Here is a 19,996-nt window from a genome sequence, read left to right on the forward strand (position 1 = left end):
CGGTTGCCCGGCGGCTCCGAACACCCTCATGAGCCGCGGAGTTCGCGGACAGCAATCCAAGGAGGAACCATGTTCACGAAGAAGAAGACGATGGGCACGGCGGCCGCACTCGTGCTGCTCGGTGCGACCCTGACGGGTTGCTCCATGAGCTCGGACTCCACTGACGAGCCGAAGAAGGCCGAGTCGCAGAGCGAGTCGAGCACGGAGTCGATGGACACGAAGACCGCCGATCCCGCCGCCAACCTCGTCGGCTCCGGCTGCGCCGCCTACGCCGAGCAGGTACCGGACGGCGCCGGGTCGATCCAGGGCATGTCGCAGGACCCGGTCGCGGTCGCCGCATCGAACAATCCCATGCTGACCACGCTCGTCTCCGCGGTCAGCGGCGCGCTCAACCCTGACGTGAACCTCGTCGACACCCTGAACGGCAGCGAGTTCACCGTCTTCGCGCCGGTCGATGACGCGTTCGGCAAGATCGACGCCGCGACGATCGACACGCTCAAGACCGACAAGGATCTGCTCACGAAGATCCTGACCTACCACGTGGTGCCCGGCCAGATCGAGCCCGCGGATATCGACGGCACCCACACGACCGTCGAGGGTCAGGACCTGACGGTCACCGGTTCGGGTGACTCGATCATGGTCAACGACTCGAAGGTCATCTGCGGCGGCGTGCAGACCGCCAACGCCACCGTGTACCTCCTCGACAGCGTGCTGATGCCGCCGGCCGAGTAACGAGCACATCGCGCGGACGGCCGCCCGGGGAGCGATCCTCGGGCGGCCGTTGCCGTTCCTCCGACCTGACCGGGACCTTGCGCCCGCGAAACGAGAAAGGCCCCGAATCCTTCAAGGATCCGGGGCCTCCACCGATTTCGTGAATCACTGGCCCATGATTTCGTTCATGAGCCCTCGTGCGCGAGGGGGGACTTGAACCCCCACGCCCTTGCGGGCACTGGCACCTGAAGCCAGCGCGTCTGCCAATTCCGCCACTCGCGCGAGTTGTCATCCTGACCGTTTCCGTTCAGGCAACTCCACTACCTTAGCAGGCCGAGCCGCTTCTCACCAAAGCGGGCTAAACTGAGGAACGACCGACACCGTCGACCGGCGGTGCCAAGCGAAAGGGCGACACCGACACGTGGGCATTCTTGACAGCGTAGAGCGCGGGCTGGAGCGTGCCGTCAACGGCGCATTCGCCCGCACCTTCCGCTCAGGTGTGCAGCCGGTTGAGATCGCTTCGGCGCTCAAACGCGAGCTGGACATCGGGGCGGTGGTCGTCGATCGCGACCGCATTCTGGCACCGAACCGTTTCATTGTGCGCCTCGCGCCGAAGGACGCCGATCGCCTCCTCGGGATGGGCTCCGCGCTGCAGCAGGAGCTCGTCGGCGTGGTGCTGAAGCACGCGCGCCGCCAGAACTACCAGCTCATGAGCGAGCCGTACATCGAGCTGCAGTCCGACGACTCGCTCACCACCGGTGTGCTCGAAATCACGGCGACGCAGGTGGAGGGCTCCGTGAACTGGGTCGCCGCCATCGACGTCGACGGGCAGCGGCACGAGCTCCCGCGCGGCACCACCACCGTGGGGCGCGGCTCGGACTGCGGGATCCGCATCACCGACACCGCGGCGTCGCGCAAGCACCTCGAAATCATCTGGGACGGCGCGGCGGGCATCGCGCGCGATCTCGGGTCAACGAACGGCTCGAAGATCAACGGGCAGCGCTTCCGCGAAGCGGCGCTGCAGCCCGGCATCACGTTCACGATCGGGCAGACCGCGCTGACCTTCCAGCTCGTCCCAGCGCAGGATCGGGCCGCGCAGCGGCACGCGCCCGAGGCGGCGAGCCACACGGTGCCGTTCAACGCGCCGGAGTCGACGCCGCGCGAGTCCGCAGCGCCCCGCGCTTCCACACCGCCGGCGGCCCAGGTGCCCCCGGCAGCAGACCCCGGGAACTTCCCGCCGCGCACGCGGCAGGGCAACCCGCCGCAGGCACCACGCGCCAAGCGCGCGGTGGACGGCGAGGCACCCGGCGTCGACGAAGACTTCTGGAGAGGCCTATGAGTGAGCTGACGCTCCTGATCCTGCGGATCGGTTTCCTGCTGCTGCTGTGGCTGTTCATCTTCGCGATCGTGTACGCGCTGCGCAGTGACCTCTTCGGCGCCCCGGTGCGCCGCATGCGCGGCGACGCCGCGGGAAGCGGGAACGGAGGCGGCGGGTCTCCCGTGATCGCCGCAGCCGCAGCCGCGGCACCATCACCAGCAGCAGCGGCACCATCACCGGCGCCGTCGCCAGCCCCGCACTCGGGCCCCGCGATCACCCCGACGGGGGGCGCCCTTCCCACGGCTGGCACCGCTCCGGCGGCGCCCGGCTTCGGCCAGGGCAGCGCACCCGGAACGCTTGCGATCACCTCGGGCGTCGCGACCGGCACCACGATCCAGCTCGACGAGGACACCGTCACCATCGGCCGCAGCGGCGACTCGACGCTCGTGATCGTCGACGAGTACACCTCGACCTACCACGCGCGCCTCGTCCGCTCGGGCGAGCAGTGGATTCTCACCGACCTCGACTCGACGAACGGCACCAAGCTCGGCGGCGTGCGCGTCACGAAGCCGGTCCCAGTGCCCCCGTACACGCCAGTGACCATCGGCACGACCACCTTTGAGCTGAGGCCCTGAGCGTGACCATCGCGTATCAGAGCGCCATCGGCTCCCACGTGGGCATGGTGCGGTCGAACAACCAGGACTCCGGCTTCGCCGGCGACCACCTCTACCTCGTCGCCGACGGCATGGGCGGGCACGCGGGCGGCGACGTCGCCTCCGCGATCGCCGCGAAGGAGATGGCCGAGTTCGATCAGCCGCCGCTCGGCAGCCCGGAGGCTGCGACGAACACGCTGCGCACCGCGGTGCTCGAGACGAACGCGAAGCTGCGCGCAACCGTGCAGGATCGGCCGGAGCTCGCCGGCATGGGCACCACGTTCACCGGCTTCCTCACGGTCGGATCGCAGCTGGCGCTCGCGCACATCGGCGACTCGCGACTGTACCTGCTGCGCAACAACGAGCTGCGTCAGATCACGAAGGATCACACCTTCGTGCAGCGCCTCGTCGACAGCGGCAAGATCACCGAGGAGGAGGCGAAGACGCACCCGCGCCGCTCCGTGCTGATGCGCGTGCTCGGCGACGTCGACTCCTCCCCGCAGGTGGACACCCAGGTGCTCGACACCGAGCCCGGCGACGTCTGGCTGCTCTGCTCCGACGGCCTCTGCGGCTACGTCGAGGACACCGACATCGAGAAGATCCTGCGCCGCCGCAGCTCGCTCCAGGGCGCCGTCGATGGCCTGATCGACAAGAGCCTCGCGCACGGCGCCCCCGACAACGTCACCGTGGTGCTCATCGAGACCGTCGAGGAGCCGGATCGCGACCCGGCGGACACGCTCGAGTTCCCGAAGCCGAACCGCCGCTTCGCCGGCTCCGCCGCGACGGCGCCCGCACCGCGCGACGGCACGGTCTCCACGGCGCGCACCCGGATCCTCAGCCGACGCCCCGTGCGCAAGCCCCCGGTCGTGGCCGAGAGCCACTTCGAGCCGCGCGTCGACGAGTACCTCGCCGAGCTCATCGCGGAGACGCGCCGCCGCAACCGGCGCCGCAGGATCCTGTGGGCGCTCGGCGGGCTCTGCATCGTGCTCGGGATCGCTGGCGTGCTGACCGTCGGCTACCAGTGGACGCAGACGCGCTACTTCGTCGGCACCGACGGCCAGACCGTGATCATCTATCAGGGCGTGCAGCAGAACATCGGCTCGATTTCCCTGCACTCCGTCGCCGAGGACACCGAGATCCCCGTTTCGAAACTCGACGGGCTCGAGCTGCGGCAGGTGGAGCGCACGCTCCCGGCCGGCTCCATCGAGGAGGCGCGAGACATCGTGCTGCGCTTGGGGGTGCACGATGACTGAGTCCGCATCGCCGGCCGGTGAGCCACGCACGTTCGAGAAGACGCGCACCAGCGAGACCGTGCTGCAGCGCATCACCGCGCTGCGCGCGCCGCGCCTGCTCCTCGGCCTGGAGCTCTCCCTCCTGATCTTCGCGATCGCGGTCGGCGTTGCCGCCGTGATCATCGTCGACCTCACCGTGCAGGGCACCGTCACCACCACGCTGCTGCCTGCCGGCGCGCTGTTCGTCGCCGCGCTCTTCGCGCTGCACTTCACGATCCGCAAGATCGCGCCAGACGCAGACCCGCTCATCATGCCCATCGCGGCGATGCTCAACGTCGTCGGCGTTGCGATGATCTACCGGCTTGACCTGGCCAAAGACCTGAGCGGCTGGAGCTCGGACGCGATGCGCCAGCTCGTCTGGTCGACGGTCGCCGTCGTGGCAGCGATCGTGGTGCTCGCGGTGATCCGCAACCACATGGTGCTGTTCCGCTACACGTACCTGATGGGTCTCGGCGCGGTGATCCTGCTGCTCCTGCCCATGCTGCCCGGGATCGGCGCGACCATCAACGGCGCGCGCGTCTGGATCCGCATCGGCGACAGCTTCTCATTCCAGCCGGGCGAGATCGCGAAGATCCTGCTCGCGATCTTCTTCGCCGGGTATCTCGTGCGCAACCGCGACTCCCTCGCGATGGTCGGCAAGAAGGTGCTCGGCATCCGCTTCCCGCGCGGCCGCGACCTCGGCCCACTCCTCGTGTTCTGGCTCGCAGCGATGATCGTGCTGGTGTTCCAGCGCGACCTCGGCACCTCACTGCTCTACTTCGGCCTGTTCCTCTCCATGCTGTACCTCGCGACCGGCAGAGTCGGGTGGATCATCCTCGGGGTGGGTCTCTTCCTCGTCGGCGGAATCACCGCGAGCCAAACGCTCGAGTACGTGAACCGCCGCTTCGTGAACTGGCTCGACCCGTTCGCCGACCCCTTCAACGCGAGCCACCAGATGGTGCAGGGCCTCTTCGGCATGGCGAACGGCGGCATGACCGGCACCGGCCTCGGCCAGGGCTACCCGACGGACACGCCGCTCGCTCAGAGCGACTACATCATCCCGAGCCTCGGTGAGGAGCTCGGCCTGATCGGGTTGTTCGTGATCCTCGCCGCGTACCTGCTGCTCGTTGGCCGCGGCCTGCGCATCGGCTTCGCCGGCCAGGACGACTTCGGGAAGCTGCTCGCATCCGGCCTCGCGTTCACGCTCGCGCTGCAGGTCTTCATCGTGGTCGGTGGCGTCACCCGCCTGATCCCGCTCACCGGCCTCACGGCACCGTTCCTCGCGGCCGGCGGCTCATCACTGGTCTCGAACTGGATCATCATCGCACTGCTGATCCTGCTCTCGAACTCTGTCCGCAATCGGCCGAAGTTGGTGATCCGCGCATGAACAAGCAGCTGAAGTCCCTCACGCGCACCGTGTTCATCATGTTCCTCGCGCTGTTCTTCTCCGTCACGATGATCCAGTTCGTGAACGCCGATGAGCTGCGCGCCAACGAACTGAACATGCGCACCGTGAAGAACGGCTACAAGGTGGAGCGCGGCTCGATCCTCGTCGATGGCGAGCCGGTCGCGTACTCGACCCCGACGAGCGACACATACCGCTTCCTGCGGCAGTACTCCGACGGCGCACTCTACGCGCCGATCACGGGCTATTTCTCGCACTCGCAGGGCATCACCGGCCTCGAGTCGGCGATGAACCAGGAGCTCTCGGGCAGCGGCGACTCGCTGTTCTTCACGCGCATCATGAACACGATCAACGGGGTCGCCCCGCAGGGCAGCTCCGTGCAGACCACGATCGACCCGAAGGTGCAGGCCGCGGCCGCCGAGGCGATGTCCGAGGAGGGCTTCGAGGGCGCCGTCGTGGCGATCGAGCCGAAGACCGGGCGCATCCTCGCGCTCGTGTCGACGCCGAGCTTCGATCCCAATCTGCTGTCTTCCAACAGCGACGCCGAGATCATCGCGAACTACTCGCAGCTCGACAAGGATCCGGGCCAGCCGCTCCAGAACCGCGCCATCGCCGGGGATCTCTACCACCCCGGCTCGGTGTACAAGCTGCTCGTCGCGGCCGCAGCGATCGAGAACGGTGAGGCGAGCCCGAGCACGGAGTTCGCGAACCCCGCCGAACTGCCGCTGCCCCAGTCGAGCAACGTGATGCAGAACGCGTCGCGCACCACCTGTGGCACGGGCTCCAAGGCCACGCTCGAGCAGGCGATCGTGCTCTCCTGCAACATCCCGATCGCGGAGCTCGCGATGAAGATGGACCCGGACACGGTGCCTGAGATGGCGCGCGCGTTCGGATTTGAACAGGAACTCAGCGTGCCGCTCACGGTGACGCCGAGCCTGTCGCCAACGCCTGAGGATCAGGCGCAGACCGCGCTCTCCTCGATCGGCCAGCTCGACGTGCGCGCGACGCCGCTGCAGATGGCCATGGTCTCCGCCGGCATCGCCAACGGCGGGACGGTGATGAAGCCAACGCTCGTCGACCAGGTCATCACCCCGGACCTGCGCGTCGCAACGCAGGTGACGCCGGAAGAGTTCGCCAAGCCGATCTCGGAGAAGACGGCGAGCGCGGTTGCTGGGATGATGGAGAAGGGCGTCTCCTCGCAGGAGGGGCTCGCGCGCCAATCAGGGATCCCTGGAGTGCGTGTTGCCGGAAAAACGGGCACCGCGGAGAACGGCACCACCGCCGAGGGGAATGCACTTCCCTTTACGCTGTGGTACACGGGCTTCGCGCCGGTGGAAGACCCGAAGGTTGCCGTCGCGGTTGTGGTCGAAGACGGCGGCGGAGAAGCATACGGTTACGAGGGGGGCTCGTACGACCTCCCGACGGCCGTCGGAAAACGAGTTATGGAAGCGGTGTTGAGCGAATGAGACCAGCTGCAGGGATCACATTCGGCGGACGCTACGAGCTGAGCTCGCGGATCGCCGTCGGCGGCATGGGCGAGGTGTGGAACGCCACCGACAGCATCATCGGGCGCACCGTTGCGATCAAGATCCTCAAGGACGAGTACATGGGGGACCCCGGGTTCCTCGAGCGGTTCCGCGCCGAGGCGCGCCACGCCGCGCTCGTGAACCACGAGGGCATCGCGAACGTCTTCGATTACGGCGAGGAGCAGGGCTCCGCGTACATCGTGATGGAGCTCGTGCCCGGTGAGCCGCTCTCCGCGATCATCGACCGCGAGGGCCGCCTGCCGCCCAACCGCGTGCTCGGGATCGTCGCGCAGACCGCCACCTCGCTGCAGGCCGCGCACGACGCCGGTCTCGTGCACCGCGACATCAAGCCGGGCAACCTCCTCATCACGCCGGAGGGCCGCGTCAAGATCACCGACTTCGGGATCGCGCGCATCGCCGACCAGGTGCCGCTGACCGCGACGGGCCAGGTGATGGGCACCGTCCAGTACCTCGCGCCCGAGCAGGCGAGCGGCCACACCGCGACCGCCGCGACCGACATCTACTCGCTGGGCGTTGTCGCCTACGAGTGCCTCGCGGGCAAGCGCCCGTTCACCGGCGAGTCGCAGGTCGCCATCGCGATGGCGCAGATCAACGACACCCCGCCGGACCTGCCCGCCGACGTGCCGGAGCCCGTGCGCAACCTCGTGTACGCGTGCCTCGCGAAGGACGCGGCCGGCCGCCCCGAGACCGCCGCGAAGCTCGCGCAGGCCGCGACCGCGCTGCACCGCGGCGACGTTGGCCTCGCGGCGAGCTACGTGCCGCAGGTGCTCGGCGAGACCGCGCCGGCCACCACGGTGCTCGATGGCCAGACCACGGTGATGGACGCGGCAACGACCGCGCTGCCGCGCACCACGGCGCTGCCCGGCCAGACCGCAGCGACCGCGGCGCTCGCGGCCGACGGCGAGGACCTCGATCCCGAGACCGGCGAGCCGAAGAAAAAGAAGAAGAGCCCGTGGACGTGGCCGCTCATCACGCTGATCGCGCTCCTGCTGCTGATCGGCGCCGGCACGGTCTTCGCGATCATGAACGGCGGCGCTGGCGAGCCGAAGGAGACGACGTCGAAGACGACGAGCACGACGTCGAAGAAGCCGACCACGCCGGCACCCGAGACCACGGGCGTCGTCGACGAGGGGCAGCTCATCGGCATGAAGGTCGACGAGGCGAAGGCGTTCCTTGAGGGCCAGGGCTTCACGAACGTGCGCACCGCACCGGGCAATCAGGCCCCTGACGACCAGGTGAACAACGTCACCGACGTCAACCCGGTCGGCGACAAGGTGCCCTTCGATCAGGCGATCACGCTCACGTTCAACGTGGCGTTCGGCGACGTGAGCGCGCCGAGCGCACCGACCGCGAGCCCCGCGACCGTCGACTCCGGCGCGGTGACCAATGTGAGCTGGGGCGTCGCGAGCTGCCCCACCGGGCTCACGCTCCAGGCATACAACGTGCAGATCTCGGGCGACGGCTCCGGCCCGGGCTCGGCGCAGTCACCGAACGTGGCGATCACCGCGAACACCCTGGATGCTGGAGCGAGCGACGGCCAGATCACCGTGACCTACTCGGTCACCTGCGGCAACGGCTCCTCGGTGACGCGCGAGTCGGCGAAGTCCGAGCCGGTGACCATCACCGTGAAGGCACCGCCGAAGCCGACCACACCGCCAACGACCCCGCCGACCACCAGCCCGGATCCGGAAGACGAGGAATCGGGCAACTAGCACGCGCGCGGGCGCCGGGGACGGCGCCCGCTTCCCGATAAACTTGGAGGCATTCCCATGAGCACGGAAGAGGTGACCATGCCCGACACGGCAGAGAACGGCGAGCAGCGTATCCTCGCCGGACGCTACGCGATCGGGGAGTTCGTCGGGCAGGGTGGCATGGCCACGGTGTACCGGGGAACCGACACGAAGCTCGGCCGTCAGGTTGCCATCAAGGTGATGAAGGCCGAGCTGTCGAGCGACGACCAGTTCCGCGCGCGCTTCCGGCAGGAGGCGCAGTCGGCGTCCCGCATGGCCCACCCCACCGTGGTGCGCGTGTTCGACGCGGGCGACGATCTGATCCACACCGCCGATGGCCCGAAGCGCCTGCCGTTCATCGTCATGGAGTACGTCGAGGGAACGAACCTGCGCCAGCTCGCTGCGGAGCACAAGCTCTCGCAGGCCGAGGCGTGCCGCATCGTCGACTCCGTGCTCACCGCGCTGGAGTACTCGCACCGCGCCGGCATCGTGCACCGCGACATCAAGCCGGCGAACATCATGATCACGAAGAGCGGTCAGGTGAAGGTCATGGACTTCGGGATCGCGCGTGCGGTGTCCGAGACCTCGTCGACGCTGCAGCAGACCACCGCGATCCTCGGCACCGCCGCGTACTTCTCGCCCGAGCAGGCCAAGGGCGAGGCGATCGACGCGCGAACCGACCTTTACTCGACCGCTGTGCTGCTGTACGAACTCCTCACGGGCGACGTGCCGTTCCGCGGGGACAGCGCCGTTGCCGTTGCCTACCAGCATGTGAGCGAGCGGCCGAAGCCACCGAGCGAGCAGGATCCCGAGATCACCCCGGCGCTCGACCGCGTGGTGCTCTACGGTCTCGCGAAGGATCGCGCGAAGCGTTTCCAGTCGGCCTCCGAGTTCCGTGAGGCCCTGCGCCTCGCGGCGAGCGGGACGATGCCGAACCTCGACGTGCAGCAGCAGGAAGCTGTGCTGTTCTCCGGCGGCGAGGAGGTCTCGGAGTCGGATCTGGCGCTGCGGCAGCTCGCCGAGGGCGGCGGCGCGGCACGCACGCAGAGCCGGCCACCCGTGATGTGGACGTGGGCAGCGATCCTCACCGTCGGTGCGGTGATCGTCGCCGTCGTGTTCTGGCTCGTCACGCTTGCGCCCAAGCAGTTCCTGCCGGACGCGTCACGCGAGATCCCCGTGCTCGTCGACATGGAGCGCGCCGAGGCGATCAAGCTGCTTGAAGACGAAGACCTGATCGCGAACACGGTCGAGCAGACCAACGACGAGATCGCCGCCGGCAACGTCATCTCCAGCGACCCCGAGGCTGGCACGATGGTCGCCACCGGCGAGACCATCACGCTCTACGTCTCGACCGGCCCCGAGGACGCCGAGGTGCCCGAGTTCGCGCGTATGTCCCTCAGCGACTACACGAAGGCCATCGAGGATCTCGGGCTCACCGTCGGCGTCGTGACCTCGGTCGACGACCCGGTGGAGTCGGAGAACCGCGTGCTCGGGGTGTCCCCGGAGCCCGGGGCGAAGATCGCATCTGGTGCGAGCGTCGACCTCAAGGTCGCGAGCGGCAAGGTGCTCATCCCCGAGGTGCAGGGGCAGCCGCTCGACGTGGCGAGCTCACAGATCGATGGGCTCGGGTTGAGCGTCACCCAGACGCCGATCAACAGCTGCCCGACGCAGCCGGGCTACCCGATCTTCGAGCAGTCGATCGCCGGCCAGCAGCCGCAGGGCGCAGCCCTCGAGCTGAAGTACTGCACGGGCTAGGTCTCCTGGGCATGCGCTGAGGGCCGGCACCCGGATTGGGTGCCGGCCCTCAGTGCGTGAGCGGGATCAGTGCGTGATCGCGGTCAGCGCATGAGTGGTGAGAGCGAGCGCGCGATCTCCGCGGCGTTCGCGAGGCCCGTCACCGCAAGCCAGTTGCCGAGCTGCTGGTACCCGCCCTCGGTGAGCACGGACTCCGGGTGATACTGCACGCCGTAGATGGGGAGCTCCCGGTGGCGAAGCGCCATGATGACGCCGCCCGCGGTCTCCGCGGTGATCGTGAGCACCTCCGGCATCGTGTCGCGCACGACCGCGAGCGAGTGGTACCTGGTCGCGTCAAACTCCGCGGGGACCCCGGCGAAGAAGTGATCCTCGTGGTGCCGCACGCGCGACACCTTTCCGTGCATCAGTTCCTCCGCGTGCGTCACGGTGGCGCCGAGCGCCTCCGCGATGGCCTGGTGGCCGAGGCAGACCCCGAGCAGGGGAACGCCCGTGCGGAGCGCGATGCCGACCATCGCGATCGACACCCCAGCATCGGCAGGGGTCCCGGGCCCTGGCGAGATCAGCACCCCGTCGTAGTCGGCGACGAGCTGCTCGAGCTCGCCTGGGGTGAGGTCGTCGTTGCGCACCACGCGGGTGGTGGCGCCGAGCTGCTGCAGGTACCCGTTCAGGGTGTACACGAAGCTGTCGTAGTTGTCGATCACCAAGATGTTGGTCATGTGCCAACCGTCACTTCCTGCTCGGGGAGCTGCAGCGCGACCCAGGGGTACACGTACGCGATGAGGGCGTAGACGAGCGCGGCGAGCGCAAGGATCAGCACGATGACGCGCAGCCACGCCGGGCCGGGAAAGAATCGCCACAGGATCGAGAACATCAGCTCGCAGCTCCCTTCAGTGCCGGGTTGAGTTCCAGCAGTTCCGCTGGCGGGCCGTCGGCGTGCGCCTGGAAGCCCTCGAACACCGAGTACGCGATCGCGCGCTCATCGCTGCCGGCCCACTTCGGGTGGCAGGTCGTGAGTGTCATGATCTGATCCGTCCCTGGCACGCCGTCGAGACGCGGGAACGGGTTCAGCACATCGGTCTCGTTCGGCAGCACGTACTCGATATCGCGGAAGCGGTACGTGTACCAGCCGTCAGCGGTCTCGATGAAGAGCGGATCGCCCACCCGCAGGTTCATGACCTCTCGGAACGAGTTGATGAGCGGGCCGGAGCGGTGCCCGGCGAGCGCGAAGTTGCCCGGCTCGCCAGGCAGTTGCGTGGTCTCGTAGTGGCCGATCCCCTTCTCGTCGAGGTTCAGCACGGTCCACCAATCGGTGGTCTCGCCGATTCGGTTCGCGTAGCTCGTGCCGAACGCCGGCGCGTGCAGCACGGCGAATACCTCGGCGGCCTCCGGCTTCGCCGGCACCGGTACGCCCTCGGTCTGCAGCGGCTTCGCGTTGGCGCGCCAGTTCTCCGAGTCGGCGGCGGAGAGCTGTTCCTGCTTCGCGGTGACCGTCAGTCCGGTGTGCCAGGGCTGCCACACGATGTATCCGAGTACCCCAAGGCCGGCAACCAGCAGCAGCTCCCCGATCACAGTCAGGGGGCTGAGCCGTGCCCTGCGGCGTCGGCCGCGCGCGCGTGGGGTCTCCGTCATGAACAACATTCTAGGTTGCACACCTGAGACGCACACGGGATCGGGCTAGAATCGGTGTTATGGCAGCAGCTGGCAAGAATGTAAGCAAGCGCGCGTCGGGTGAGCTCGACCGCGAACGTGCGGAGCGTGCCTCCGCGCGGAAGGACGCTCCGAACCCGGTGTGGTTCAAGCCCGTGATGTTCGGCTTCATGCTGCTCGGGCTCGTGTGGATCGTGCTGTTCTACATCACCAGCGGCAATCTGCAGCTCCCCATCCCCGCGCTGGGCCAGGGCAACATCTTCGTAGGCTTCGGGCTCGTGCTCGTTGGCTTCCTCATGACGCCGTGGTGGAAGTAGCCGCCCACGCTGATCGAATGACACATTAGTGTCATTAATCACATCGGTGTAATTCCTCCCCAGCTTGGGGAGAAACCTGTGGATAACTCGCTTCGCGGGTACTGCACACACACTTCAGGCCCGGATTCCGCTGCGGAATCCGGGCCTGAGGTGCATCTGGCTGAGATCCGACTCGCCCGCACCGGCGCCGCTCACCCCAGACCCCACCCCGCACACTCCCTCCAGCACCCCACACTTAGTGAGATTCTGATCCGCTCTAGAGCGGCGAAACCGGATCACACCCTCACTCAGTTCGAGTCTGGTCCGGGTCTGGGGTGAGCGGCGCCGGTGGGGGCGGCCGGGGGCAAAGGGCCGGGGCTGCGAGCCGCCAGCTCCTAGAAGATCGCCGGGAGCACCACCAAGTAGGCGCAGGACAGCGCCGCCAGCACCACTCCGAGGGCGACCAGCCCCCAGATGCGGGCCTGCCTCCGCCGCGGGCCGCGAGTGGCCAGCAGCACGCCCATGGTTGCCGCACCGACGATCATGCCGCCGAGGTGCGCCTGCCACGAGATCGCAGCACCCGGGATGAGCCCGATCCCGAAGTTGATCGCGAGCAGCACCGCGAGCGACGTCACGTTCACGCGGGCGGCGCGGTACGCCACAAGCGTCGCCGCGAGCACGCCGAAGATCGCGCCGGACGCGCCAACGGTCGGGATGTTGATCGTCTCGGGCGAGAGGTACGCCCAGAACATCACGCCGAGCGAGCCGCCAACGCCGGCGAAGAGATACAGCGTCAGGTACGCTCCGCGTCCGATCGTCTGCTCGAGATTGCGGCCAAACAGCCACAGCGCGTACATGTTGAACAGGATGTGGAAGAGGAACCCGGTCGAGTGCGTGAACATCGCCGTGAACATGCGCCACGGCTCGAAGTGCATGCCCATCGGCAGGACTGCGTCTGGCAGCGAGTAGAGAGGCGCGTACCAGAGCGTGCGCGTCACCTCGTCCGCGCCGAAGTAGTGGCTGATCAGCTGCAGCACGAACACCACCGCGCACGCGATCATGATGCCGTACGTCACCGGGGTATCAGACCCCAGGATTCGCCGACCCGTCACGCGCGACGCCCGGGCGGCCCGCTTCGCGGTGCTCGGCTGGGTCTGCTTCACACAGTCCCGGCACAGCACGCCAACGGCCGACACCACCTGGCAGTCTGGGCAGATGGTGCGGCCGCAGCGCTGGCACAGCGTGAAGCTGTGCACGCTCGGGTGGCGATAGCAGACGTCGTCAGGCCCGTACTGGACGCGCTCGCCGTACGCAGGCCCCGAACCGTTGCTCGCCACGTCGTGCCTTAGGCCGCGACGATGTCGACGCCGGTGATCACGACGTCCTCGACGGGGCGATCCATCGCACCGGTCTGCACGCCGCCGATCGCCTCAACGACGGCCTGCGATGCCTCGTCGGCGACCTCACCGAAGATGGTGTGCTTGCCGGTCAGCCAATCGGGAGCCGTGGTGGTGATGAAGAACTGCGAGCCGTTCGTCCCGGCGAGACGGCCGGTCATGTCCGGGCGCTTGCCGGCGTTCGCCATGGCGAGCTGGTACTTGCGATCGAAGACGAGCTCGGGGTGGATCTCGTCATCGAAGGTGTAGCCGGGGCCGCCGGTGCCGGTACCCGTGGGGTCGCCGCCCTGGATCATGAAGTCGCGGATGATGCGGTGGAAGATCACGCCGTCGTAGAAGCCCTTCTCCGCCAGGTCGACGAAGTTCTTGACGGTCTTTGGGGCGTGGTCGCCGAAGAGGTTGACGACGATGTCGCCGTGGTTCGTGTGGATGGTCGCTACCGCAGTGTGAATGGTCATAGGCACTAGTGTAGGCGGGCCTCCCACCAGGAACTGAGTGCACCCCGGTGTTCCTGTGAGGTGTAGCTGAGAATCCCGGGTGCTGGTGCACCAGGGCGGCGGTCAACACGGGGATCGGTGTAGCGTGGAGACAGCGAGCACCCTTGCTTCCCGCCTCGCCAAGCTAGGAGGACCGTAATGAAACTCTCACGCAAGCGCCGCCGCGAACTGCGCAGCCTGCGGGGCGACGCGCAGGAGCTGCTTGACCAGCAGCGCGTCGTACTCAGCCACGCCGGAGACGTGCTCTCCCAGGCCGGCCAGCAGGCCAAGCTGCTCAGCGACGAGCACCTCGTGCCACGCATCGACGGCGCGATCGAAGCTGCGCGGCCCACCGTCGACCGTGGCGTGGCATCGGCACGCCGCGCCGCCGACAATGTGCGACGCGTCACGACCCCGATCGTCGCGAACGCGCTCGCGCGCACCATCCGCACGCTCGACCAGCTGGACAATGGCGAGGCGGCGGCACAGGTGCGCGGCTTCGGCGAGCGCGCCGGCTACCTCGCGCCGCAGAAGAAGAAGCGCCGCGTCGGTGGTTTCGTCGCGCTCGGGCTTGGCGTCGCCGCCGCCGTCGGCGTTGGCTATGCGCTGTGGCAGGCCTTCCGCACCGATGACGAGCTCTGGGTGGCTCCCGAGCACTAGCGGTTCCGCGCACCGCGCTGCCACGCGCACATGTCAGGTGTCGTGATCGGTTCGCCGATCCGGCACCTGACGCGTATCCGGGCTACTGCTGCGGGGAGCGTGCCGGCGCGTCAGCCGCGCCCTGCTGACCACTCTGACCGCTCTGCCCGCCCTGGCCACTCTGGCCACCCCGGCCGCGACCGCCGCGGCCCTGCGCGGACCTGCCGCCACCGCTCTTGCGTTGCGCGGGCTTGCCCTGGCCGGCTTTTCCCTGCGCCGGCTTCGCCTGGCCCGACTTCGCCTGCGTCGGCTTGCCCGACTTCGACCCGGCTTTCCCCGCGCCGTTCGCTGGACGGCGGCCGATGCCGGCCATGCGCAGCGCGGTCTGCACGAGCGACAGCGTGCGGAGCTTCCCGAGCTCGCGGATCGGCACCCACCGTGCCTCGTCGGAGGAGCCATCGACCTCGTACTGCAGCGGCCCGTCCTTGACGGTCGCACGGTACACGATCCGGATCGTGTGCAGTTCGGGATCGGTGCCCTCGGGCACCTCTTCGCGCACCATCACGCGCGAATCGACGCCGAGCAGCTTGCCGACCTTCGCTTCGAGCCCGGTTTCCTCGAGCACCTCGCGGACCACGGCGTCGCGCGGATCCTCCCCGGCTTCGAGGCCGCCACCCGGCAGCGTCCATCCGTGGAGGTGGCCGCGGCGCCAGTGGGTGAGCAGAATCTTCCCGCGCCGCTCTACCACCGCGTAGGCGGCCACTCGAAGATCCATGGGACCGAGCCTAGCCTGTCGCGCCGAAAGCGCCCCAGTGGCGCTCCGCAGTGCCGGTCCGGGCTGCGGTCTGCGCGCGCCACCCGACGAGCCAGCGCTCGAGCCTGGCGTACGTATCCGCGCGCGGTTCGGGAGCGGAGAGGAAGAGGTCGTGCAGGCCGCCAGTGACGCGATCGAGCGTGACCGTTGGCCCGAGCCGCAGTGCCGCGCGCGCGACCGCTTCGACGTCGAGCACCGTGTCCGCGTGCGTCAGCTCCTCGCTCCACCGCAGCGGCGCGATCGAGCGGGCGGACAGGAGCACCTCGATCGGGATCGGGATCGCGAGGCCGCGACTCACCCGGTCGTGGCCGGCGAGGATCGCGCGCAGCCACCCGGCGGACATCGAGTGGCTGCGCTCGGGCCGCCACTCCGGGTTGAGCCGCGCGAGCTCGTCGGCAGGCCCCACCTCGCGCTGCGCGCGCATGTAGTACCCGGCGTCGATCTGCGGCGCGAGCTCCTTGGGGGTCATCCGTGCGCTGAGGCTCACGAGCGGCGCGATGGCCTGCCGGCCTGCGGTGGCCAGCTGGAACTCGAGCCAGGGGCTGTTGAGCACGAGCGCGGCCGCGGCGTCCGGGTGACGGGCGGCCCACAGGCTGAGCACCAGCCCTCCGGTTGAGTGCCCGAGGAGTACCAGTTCGCGGCCGGGCTGCCCCTCGGCAATGCACGCGACCGCCTGGTCGATCTCCGCGTCGTAGTCCTCGAGGTGTTCGATGTACCCGGGTGTTTGCCCCGGTCGGAGGCTCCGCCCGTACTTGCGGAGGTCGAGGGCGTAGAAGCGCGCGCCGCGGCTCGTCCAGAACCTGGCGAGCTCCGTCTGGAAGAAGTAGTCGGACCACCCGTGCACGTAGAGCACGTCGACACCGTCGAGGAGCGGGACGCGGCCGCGCAGGCGGTCCCAGAGCGTGCGCGGCGCGGGGAGGGAGCGCACGAGGGTGGCGACGAGCGGTCCCTCGTCGTCCGCCCCCAGCTCAAGGTCGGTGCAGGAGAATCCCGCCCCGAGCACATCCCCGCGCCACTCCACCATGCTCGTAGTCTATGACGCACTCCGGAGTGTGAGGTCGCCAGCCGAGACGTTCGCGGTGATCGTGTGCGGCGAGCTCGGCGACGTGCGGAGCTTGTTCGTGACATCGCCGAGCGTCACCGTCGTGTCGACCCGGTACTCCGCATCCGGGAGGGTGAGCGACACGGAGCCGAGGCTCGTCTCGACGTCCACCTTGTCCGGTGCGTCGCCGGTGAGGATCGCGGTGGCGTCGCCGAGGGACACCTCGAAGTCCGCGGCGCGCACCCCGCGCAGCTCACCGACGAACTGCCCCACCCCGACGTTCACGTCGAGCGAGCGGGCGGCGCCCGTGATCTCCGCACGCCCGGCGCCGACCTCCACGTCGACCTCACCGAAGTTGCCGAGCGCGGTCACGTTGCCTGCCGCGAGCTTGAGATCCAGATCCAGCGCCTGGGTGCGGAAGGCCTCGGGGAGCGTCAACGTGATCGTGCTCGAGCCGAGCCTCCGCTCGGGCGGGCAGAAGCCGAACCAGCAGCTCCCCCCTGCGAGCCGATCAGGGGTGTCGAGCACGAGCGTCTCGCCGTCTCGGCGCAGGCTCACCCGATCGGCCTGCGCACCGCGTGCGGTGAGCTCGGCCTCGCTCACCGCGCCGTAGGCCAGGGTGAAGTCCGCGGCGCCGACGCGCAGCTCGAGCTCGGTGATCCCGCGCGCCGATGCCGTGGCACCGCCGGCCGTCTCTCCCCCGCGGTTCCAGATCACGGCCGAGGCGGCTGACGCGCCGACGGCGAGCAGCGCCGCGCCGCCGAGGACTGCGGTGACGATCGCCACGGGGCCCATGCCGCGGCGGCGAGGGCCTGAGGGGCCCTGCGGCGGCACCGGGGCGGCGGGGGTGTGCATCTGCGGCGTTCCGGGCTGGCCGGGCTGCGCGGTGGGCGTGGTGGTCATTGGGAGGCTCCCGTCTGCGAGATGGTGGGGGGCTGCGGCGGCACCGCGCCCGTGCTTTCGAGGTGCGCGATTGCAGCGAGCACCCGGCGATTTCCGAATTCGTCCGGCTCGAGGCCCAGCTTCTGGAAGATCGCGGTGATGTGTTTCTCCACGCTGGCCTCCGAGAGGAAGAGGAGCGCAGCAATGGCCTGGTTCGAGCGTCCCTCCGCGAGGGCCGCGAGCACCGTGCGCTCGCGCTCGGTGAGCGCGCTCATCCGCTCGTCGCGGCCGCGCCGTGTGAGCAGCTGCGCAACGACCTCGGGGTCGAGCACGGTGGCACCGCTCGCGATCCGATCGATGGCGTCGATGAACTCGCCGACGTCGGCCACGCGGTCCTTCAGGAGATAGCCGAAGGCGCCGCCCTGCGCGGCGATGAGCTCGCTCGCGTAGCGCTCCTCCACGTACTGGGACAGCACCAGCACGGGCAGCTGCGGATGCTCAGCGCGCAGGGCGCGCGCGAGCCGGATTCCCTCGTCCGTGAAGGTGGGGGGCAAGCGCACGTCGAGGATGCACAGCTCGGGATCGCTGCCGCGCACGGCCTCGGGTACGCCGTCGGTCGTTGCGTGCGCCGCGACCACCTCGTGCCCCGAGTGCTCGAGGAGACGCACGAGCCCCTCGCGCAGCAGGACGGAGTCCTCGCAGATCAGGATGCGCATGGAATGCTCACCTCCAGTGCCGTTGGGCCGCCCTGCGGGCTGTCCAGTCGAATCGTGCCGCCCGCGGCGAGCACGCGGTTCGAGATGCCGTCGAGTCCGCCGCCTGGCAGCACCTTGGCACCGCCGATCCCGTTGTCCTCCACGCGGGCCCAGAGTGTGTTCCCGTCCCGGAGCCGCACGATCACCCGGCACTCGCTGGCGCGCGAGTGCTTCGCGGCGTTCGTGAGGCTCTCCGCGATCACGAAGTAGACGGCGGTCTCCGCCTCCGTGCTGCACCGCCCGTCGAGGCGGACGTCGAGCATGACGGGGATGTGCGAGCGGCCGGCGAGCGCGGAAAGCGCCGCGTCGAGGCCGCGATCATCAAGCACTGACGCGTGGATGCCCCGCGCGAGCTGCCGCAGTTCCGTGATCGCGGCCTTCGTCGAGGTGTGTGCCTCGGCGATGAGCGCTTTCGCTTCCTCGGGGTGCGTGTCGATCTGCTGCTGCGCGAGCCCGAGGGTCATCCCAACGGACACGAGTCGCGGCTGAACGCCATCGTGCAGATCCCGCTCGATGCGTGTGCGCTCCACCTCCGCGGCTCGCACCGCCCCGGCCCGCTGGCGTGCCGAGGTCTGCGCCTGTGAGGTGAGCTGCTGCGTCCGCGCGCTCGACCGAATGATCGCGACGCTGACGGCGCGGTGCAGCAGTGCAAGGCCGACGATGCCCGCGGCGCCGACCACGATCACGAGGAGCGCCCAGAGCGGTGAGGTCTCCCCGCCGAAGAGCCCGAACACCGTGCCGAGCCCCGGATCTGGTGCGCCGACTCCTCCGAAGAGCCCGGACACGGCGTTGATACCGGCCCAGAGGGTGCTCTGCGCGAGCACCAGCGTCACGGTACCGAGCACAGTGGCGACCAGGAAGCTGCCGATCGCCTGCCACATGCGCGCATCGCAGAACTGCGCCCAGAGCCCCCGGAGGTATCCCCCGAAGCCTGGGCCGCGCGCGGGCACCGCACGGAGCGCTGGCACGTCGAGCGCGTACAGCCCGGCAACGCGTTCGATCTCGCACCACCCGGTGGCATACAGCCCATACACGAGTCCGACGAGCAGCACGATCCCGATCCCCAGGATGAGGAGCGTGCCAACGCCGACGCTCGCGAGCCCCAGCAGAATCGTGACGACGATCCAACCGGCGATCCCGAGGGCCGCAAGGTGCAAGATCGTGAGGGCGAGACGCAGCGGCGTGCGCCTCAGCTGCTCCGTCGGGGTGACTCCCGGTGTGTGGGCCGCTGGGGCCGAAGAACTGCTCATGCTTCTTAGTGTGGCCCGTGCAGAGCCCGGGGAACACCCGGCCGCCCGGAGAGCTTCATTCGGGGTTTCCCTACCCCGGCAGCACCCGCACGTTTCGCCCCAGAAACGACATCACCCCCGGGCTGCGCCCGGGGGTGATTCTGGTCGTGGATCCTGGGAGAATCGAACTCCCGACATCCTGCTTGCAAAGCAGGCACTCTACCAACTGAGTTAAGGACCCGTTTCGATTCACATTATCATGTGCATCGGTGGGGCTACCAGGACTTGAACCTGGGACCTCTTCATTATCAGTGAAGCGCTCTAACCGCCTGAGCTATAGCCCCTCGACCAGAAAGTAACTTTACCTGAAGAGAAACGAAAGTTGAAATCGAGTTCGCAGTTCGGGCGCGTTGCCCCTGTGTGCGGGGT

The 19,996-nt window shown here is 68.7% G+C and carries 20 protein-coding genes and 3 tRNA genes; 10 read left to right on the forward strand and 13 right to left on the reverse strand.

What is annotated here, in order from left to right; genetic code table 11:
* Positions 1–69 precede the first annotated feature (69 nt).
* The gene (locus tag EGM46_RS10500; protein WP_125100107.1) at positions 70–732 is read left to right on the forward strand and encodes a fasciclin domain-containing protein; all 663 of its coding nucleotides are present in this window, start codon (positions 70–72) and stop codon (positions 730–732) included.
* Between the two features lie 177 nt (positions 733–909).
* Here EGM46_RS10500 and EGM46_RS10505 read toward each other — a convergent pair.
* Positions 910–993 (reverse strand) — tRNA-Leu (locus tag EGM46_RS10505).
* A 139-nt stretch (positions 994–1,132) separates the two neighbouring features.
* Between EGM46_RS10505 and EGM46_RS10510 the strand changes: the two genes are divergently transcribed.
* Genes EGM46_RS10510 through pknB form a run of 7 tightly spaced genes read left to right on the forward strand, consistent with a single transcriptional unit; the run spans position 1,133 to position 10,390 of the window.
* Positions 1,133–2,050 (forward strand): DUF3662 and FHA domain-containing protein, encoded by a 918-nt coding sequence (locus EGM46_RS10510; protein WP_125100108.1) that lies wholly within the window; start codon positions 1,133–1,135, stop codon positions 2,048–2,050.
* Entirely contained in the window at positions 2,047–2,664 is a 618-nt protein-coding gene (locus EGM46_RS10515; RefSeq protein ID WP_125100109.1) for an FHA domain-containing protein FhaB/FipA, read from the forward strand. Before EGM46_RS10510 ends, EGM46_RS10515 begins: the two co-directional genes overlap by 4 nt.
* Before the next feature lie 2 nt (positions 2,665–2,666).
* Positions 2,667–3,935: a Stp1/IreP family PP2C-type Ser/Thr phosphatase gene (locus EGM46_RS10520; protein WP_125100110.1), complete on the forward strand. Its 1,269-nt coding sequence runs from the start codon at positions 2,667–2,669 to the stop codon at positions 3,933–3,935.
* Positions 3,928–5,340: an FtsW/RodA/SpoVE family cell cycle protein gene (locus tag EGM46_RS10525; protein WP_125100111.1), complete on the forward strand. Its 1,413-nt coding sequence runs from the start codon at positions 3,928–3,930 to the stop codon at positions 5,338–5,340. The genes EGM46_RS10520 and EGM46_RS10525 overlap by 8 nt, the downstream gene beginning before the upstream one ends.
* Entirely contained in the window at positions 5,337–6,824 is a 1,488-nt protein-coding gene (locus tag EGM46_RS10530; protein WP_125100112.1) for a peptidoglycan D,D-transpeptidase FtsI family protein, read from the forward strand. The genes EGM46_RS10525 and EGM46_RS10530 overlap by 4 nt, the downstream gene beginning before the upstream one ends.
* On the forward strand, positions 6,821–8,617 hold the full coding sequence (locus tag EGM46_RS10535; protein WP_125100113.1) for a protein kinase domain-containing protein: 1,797 nt from the start codon (positions 6,821–6,823) through the stop codon (positions 8,615–8,617). Before EGM46_RS10530 ends, EGM46_RS10535 begins: the two co-directional genes overlap by 4 nt.
* A gap of 57 nt (positions 8,618–8,674) precedes the next feature.
* Complete coding sequence (gene pknB, locus EGM46_RS10540; protein ID WP_125100114.1) at positions 8,675–10,390, forward strand: Stk1 family PASTA domain-containing Ser/Thr kinase; 1,716 nt, start codon at positions 8,675–8,677, stop codon at positions 10,388–10,390.
* Between the two features lie 83 nt (positions 10,391–10,473).
* Here pknB and EGM46_RS10545 read toward each other — a convergent pair whose 3' ends face one another.
* Genes EGM46_RS10545 through EGM46_RS10550 form a run of 3 tightly spaced genes read right to left on the reverse strand, consistent with a single transcriptional unit; the run spans position 10,474 to position 12,019 of the window.
* The gene (locus EGM46_RS10545) at positions 10,474–11,106 is read right to left on the reverse strand and encodes an anthranilate synthase component II (protein ID WP_125100115.1); all 633 of its coding nucleotides are present in this window, start codon (positions 11,104–11,106) and stop codon (positions 10,474–10,476) included.
* Entirely contained in the window at positions 11,103–11,261 is a 159-nt protein-coding gene (locus EGM46_RS14725) for a hypothetical protein (RefSeq protein ID WP_164512868.1), read from the reverse strand. Before EGM46_RS14725 ends, EGM46_RS10545 begins: the two co-directional genes overlap by 4 nt.
* The gene (locus EGM46_RS10550; protein ID WP_125100116.1) at positions 11,261–12,019 is read right to left on the reverse strand and encodes a class E sortase; all 759 of its coding nucleotides are present in this window, start codon (positions 12,017–12,019) and stop codon (positions 11,261–11,263) included. Before EGM46_RS10550 ends, EGM46_RS14725 begins: the two co-directional genes overlap by 1 nt.
* A 59-nt stretch (positions 12,020–12,078) precedes the next feature.
* Here EGM46_RS10550 and EGM46_RS10555 point away from each other — a divergent pair, with 59 nt between their 5' ends.
* On the forward strand, positions 12,079–12,354 hold the full coding sequence (locus EGM46_RS10555; protein ID WP_125100117.1) for a cell division protein CrgA: 276 nt from the start codon (positions 12,079–12,081) through the stop codon (positions 12,352–12,354).
* Between the two features lie 374 nt (positions 12,355–12,728).
* Here the strand turns inward: EGM46_RS10555 and EGM46_RS10565 are convergent, their stop codons facing one another.
* Together EGM46_RS10565 and EGM46_RS10570 are read right to left on the reverse strand one after the other, a co-directional pair.
* The gene (locus EGM46_RS10565; protein WP_125100119.1) at positions 12,729–13,670 is read right to left on the reverse strand and encodes a rhomboid family intramembrane serine protease; all 942 of its coding nucleotides are present in this window, start codon (positions 13,668–13,670) and stop codon (positions 12,729–12,731) included.
* A gap of 8 nt (positions 13,671–13,678) precedes the next feature.
* Entirely contained in the window at positions 13,679–14,188 is a 510-nt protein-coding gene (locus EGM46_RS10570) for a peptidylprolyl isomerase (protein WP_125100120.1), read from the reverse strand.
* A gap of 177 nt (positions 14,189–14,365) precedes the next feature.
* Between EGM46_RS10570 and EGM46_RS10575 the strand changes: the two genes are divergently transcribed.
* Positions 14,366–14,866 carry a DNA/RNA helicase gene (locus EGM46_RS10575; protein WP_125100121.1) on the forward strand — a complete coding sequence of 167 codons (501 nt, stop codon included), beginning with the start codon at positions 14,366–14,368 and terminating at the stop codon, positions 14,864–14,866.
* 82 nt (positions 14,867–14,948) lie between these two features.
* On the opposite strand, the gene EGM46_RS15140 is transcribed toward EGM46_RS10575, so the two are convergent.
* From EGM46_RS15140 to EGM46_RS10610, 7 genes are all read right to left on the reverse strand, one after another.
* Positions 14,949–15,620, reverse strand: a complete 672-nt coding sequence (locus EGM46_RS15140) for an NUDIX hydrolase (protein ID WP_346773390.1) — start codon at positions 15,618–15,620, stop codon at positions 14,949–14,951.
* Positions 15,621–15,630: 10 nt separating this feature from the next.
* Complete coding sequence (locus EGM46_RS10585; protein ID WP_125100122.1) at positions 15,631–16,683, reverse strand: alpha/beta hydrolase; 1,053 nt, start codon at positions 16,681–16,683, stop codon at positions 15,631–15,633.
* Between the two features lie 9 nt (positions 16,684–16,692).
* Positions 16,693–17,604 carry a DUF4097 family beta strand repeat-containing protein gene (locus tag EGM46_RS10590; RefSeq protein WP_125100123.1) on the reverse strand — a complete coding sequence of 304 codons (912 nt, stop codon included), beginning with the start codon at positions 17,602–17,604 and terminating at the stop codon, positions 16,693–16,695.
* Entirely contained in the window at positions 17,601–18,299 is a 699-nt protein-coding gene (locus EGM46_RS10595; protein ID WP_125100124.1) for a response regulator transcription factor, read from the reverse strand. The genes EGM46_RS10590 and EGM46_RS10595 overlap by 4 nt, the downstream gene beginning before the upstream one ends.
* Positions 18,287–19,588, reverse strand: coding sequence for a sensor histidine kinase (locus EGM46_RS10600; protein ID WP_125100125.1), 1,302 nt, complete (start codon positions 19,586–19,588; stop codon positions 18,287–18,289). The genes EGM46_RS10595 and EGM46_RS10600 overlap by 13 nt, the downstream gene beginning before the upstream one ends.
* Before the next feature lie 147 nt (positions 19,589–19,735).
* A tRNA-Ala gene (locus tag EGM46_RS10605) sits at positions 19,736–19,808 on the reverse strand.
* 29 nt (positions 19,809–19,837) lie between these two features.
* Positions 19,838–19,911, reverse strand: a tRNA-Ile gene (locus EGM46_RS10610).
* Positions 19,912–19,996 lie beyond the last annotated feature (85 nt).

This window comes from Leucobacter chromiireducens, assembly GCF_003917135.1.
Classification (GTDB): Bacteria; Actinomycetota; Actinomycetes; order Actinomycetales; family Microbacteriaceae; genus Leucobacter; species Leucobacter chromiireducens_A.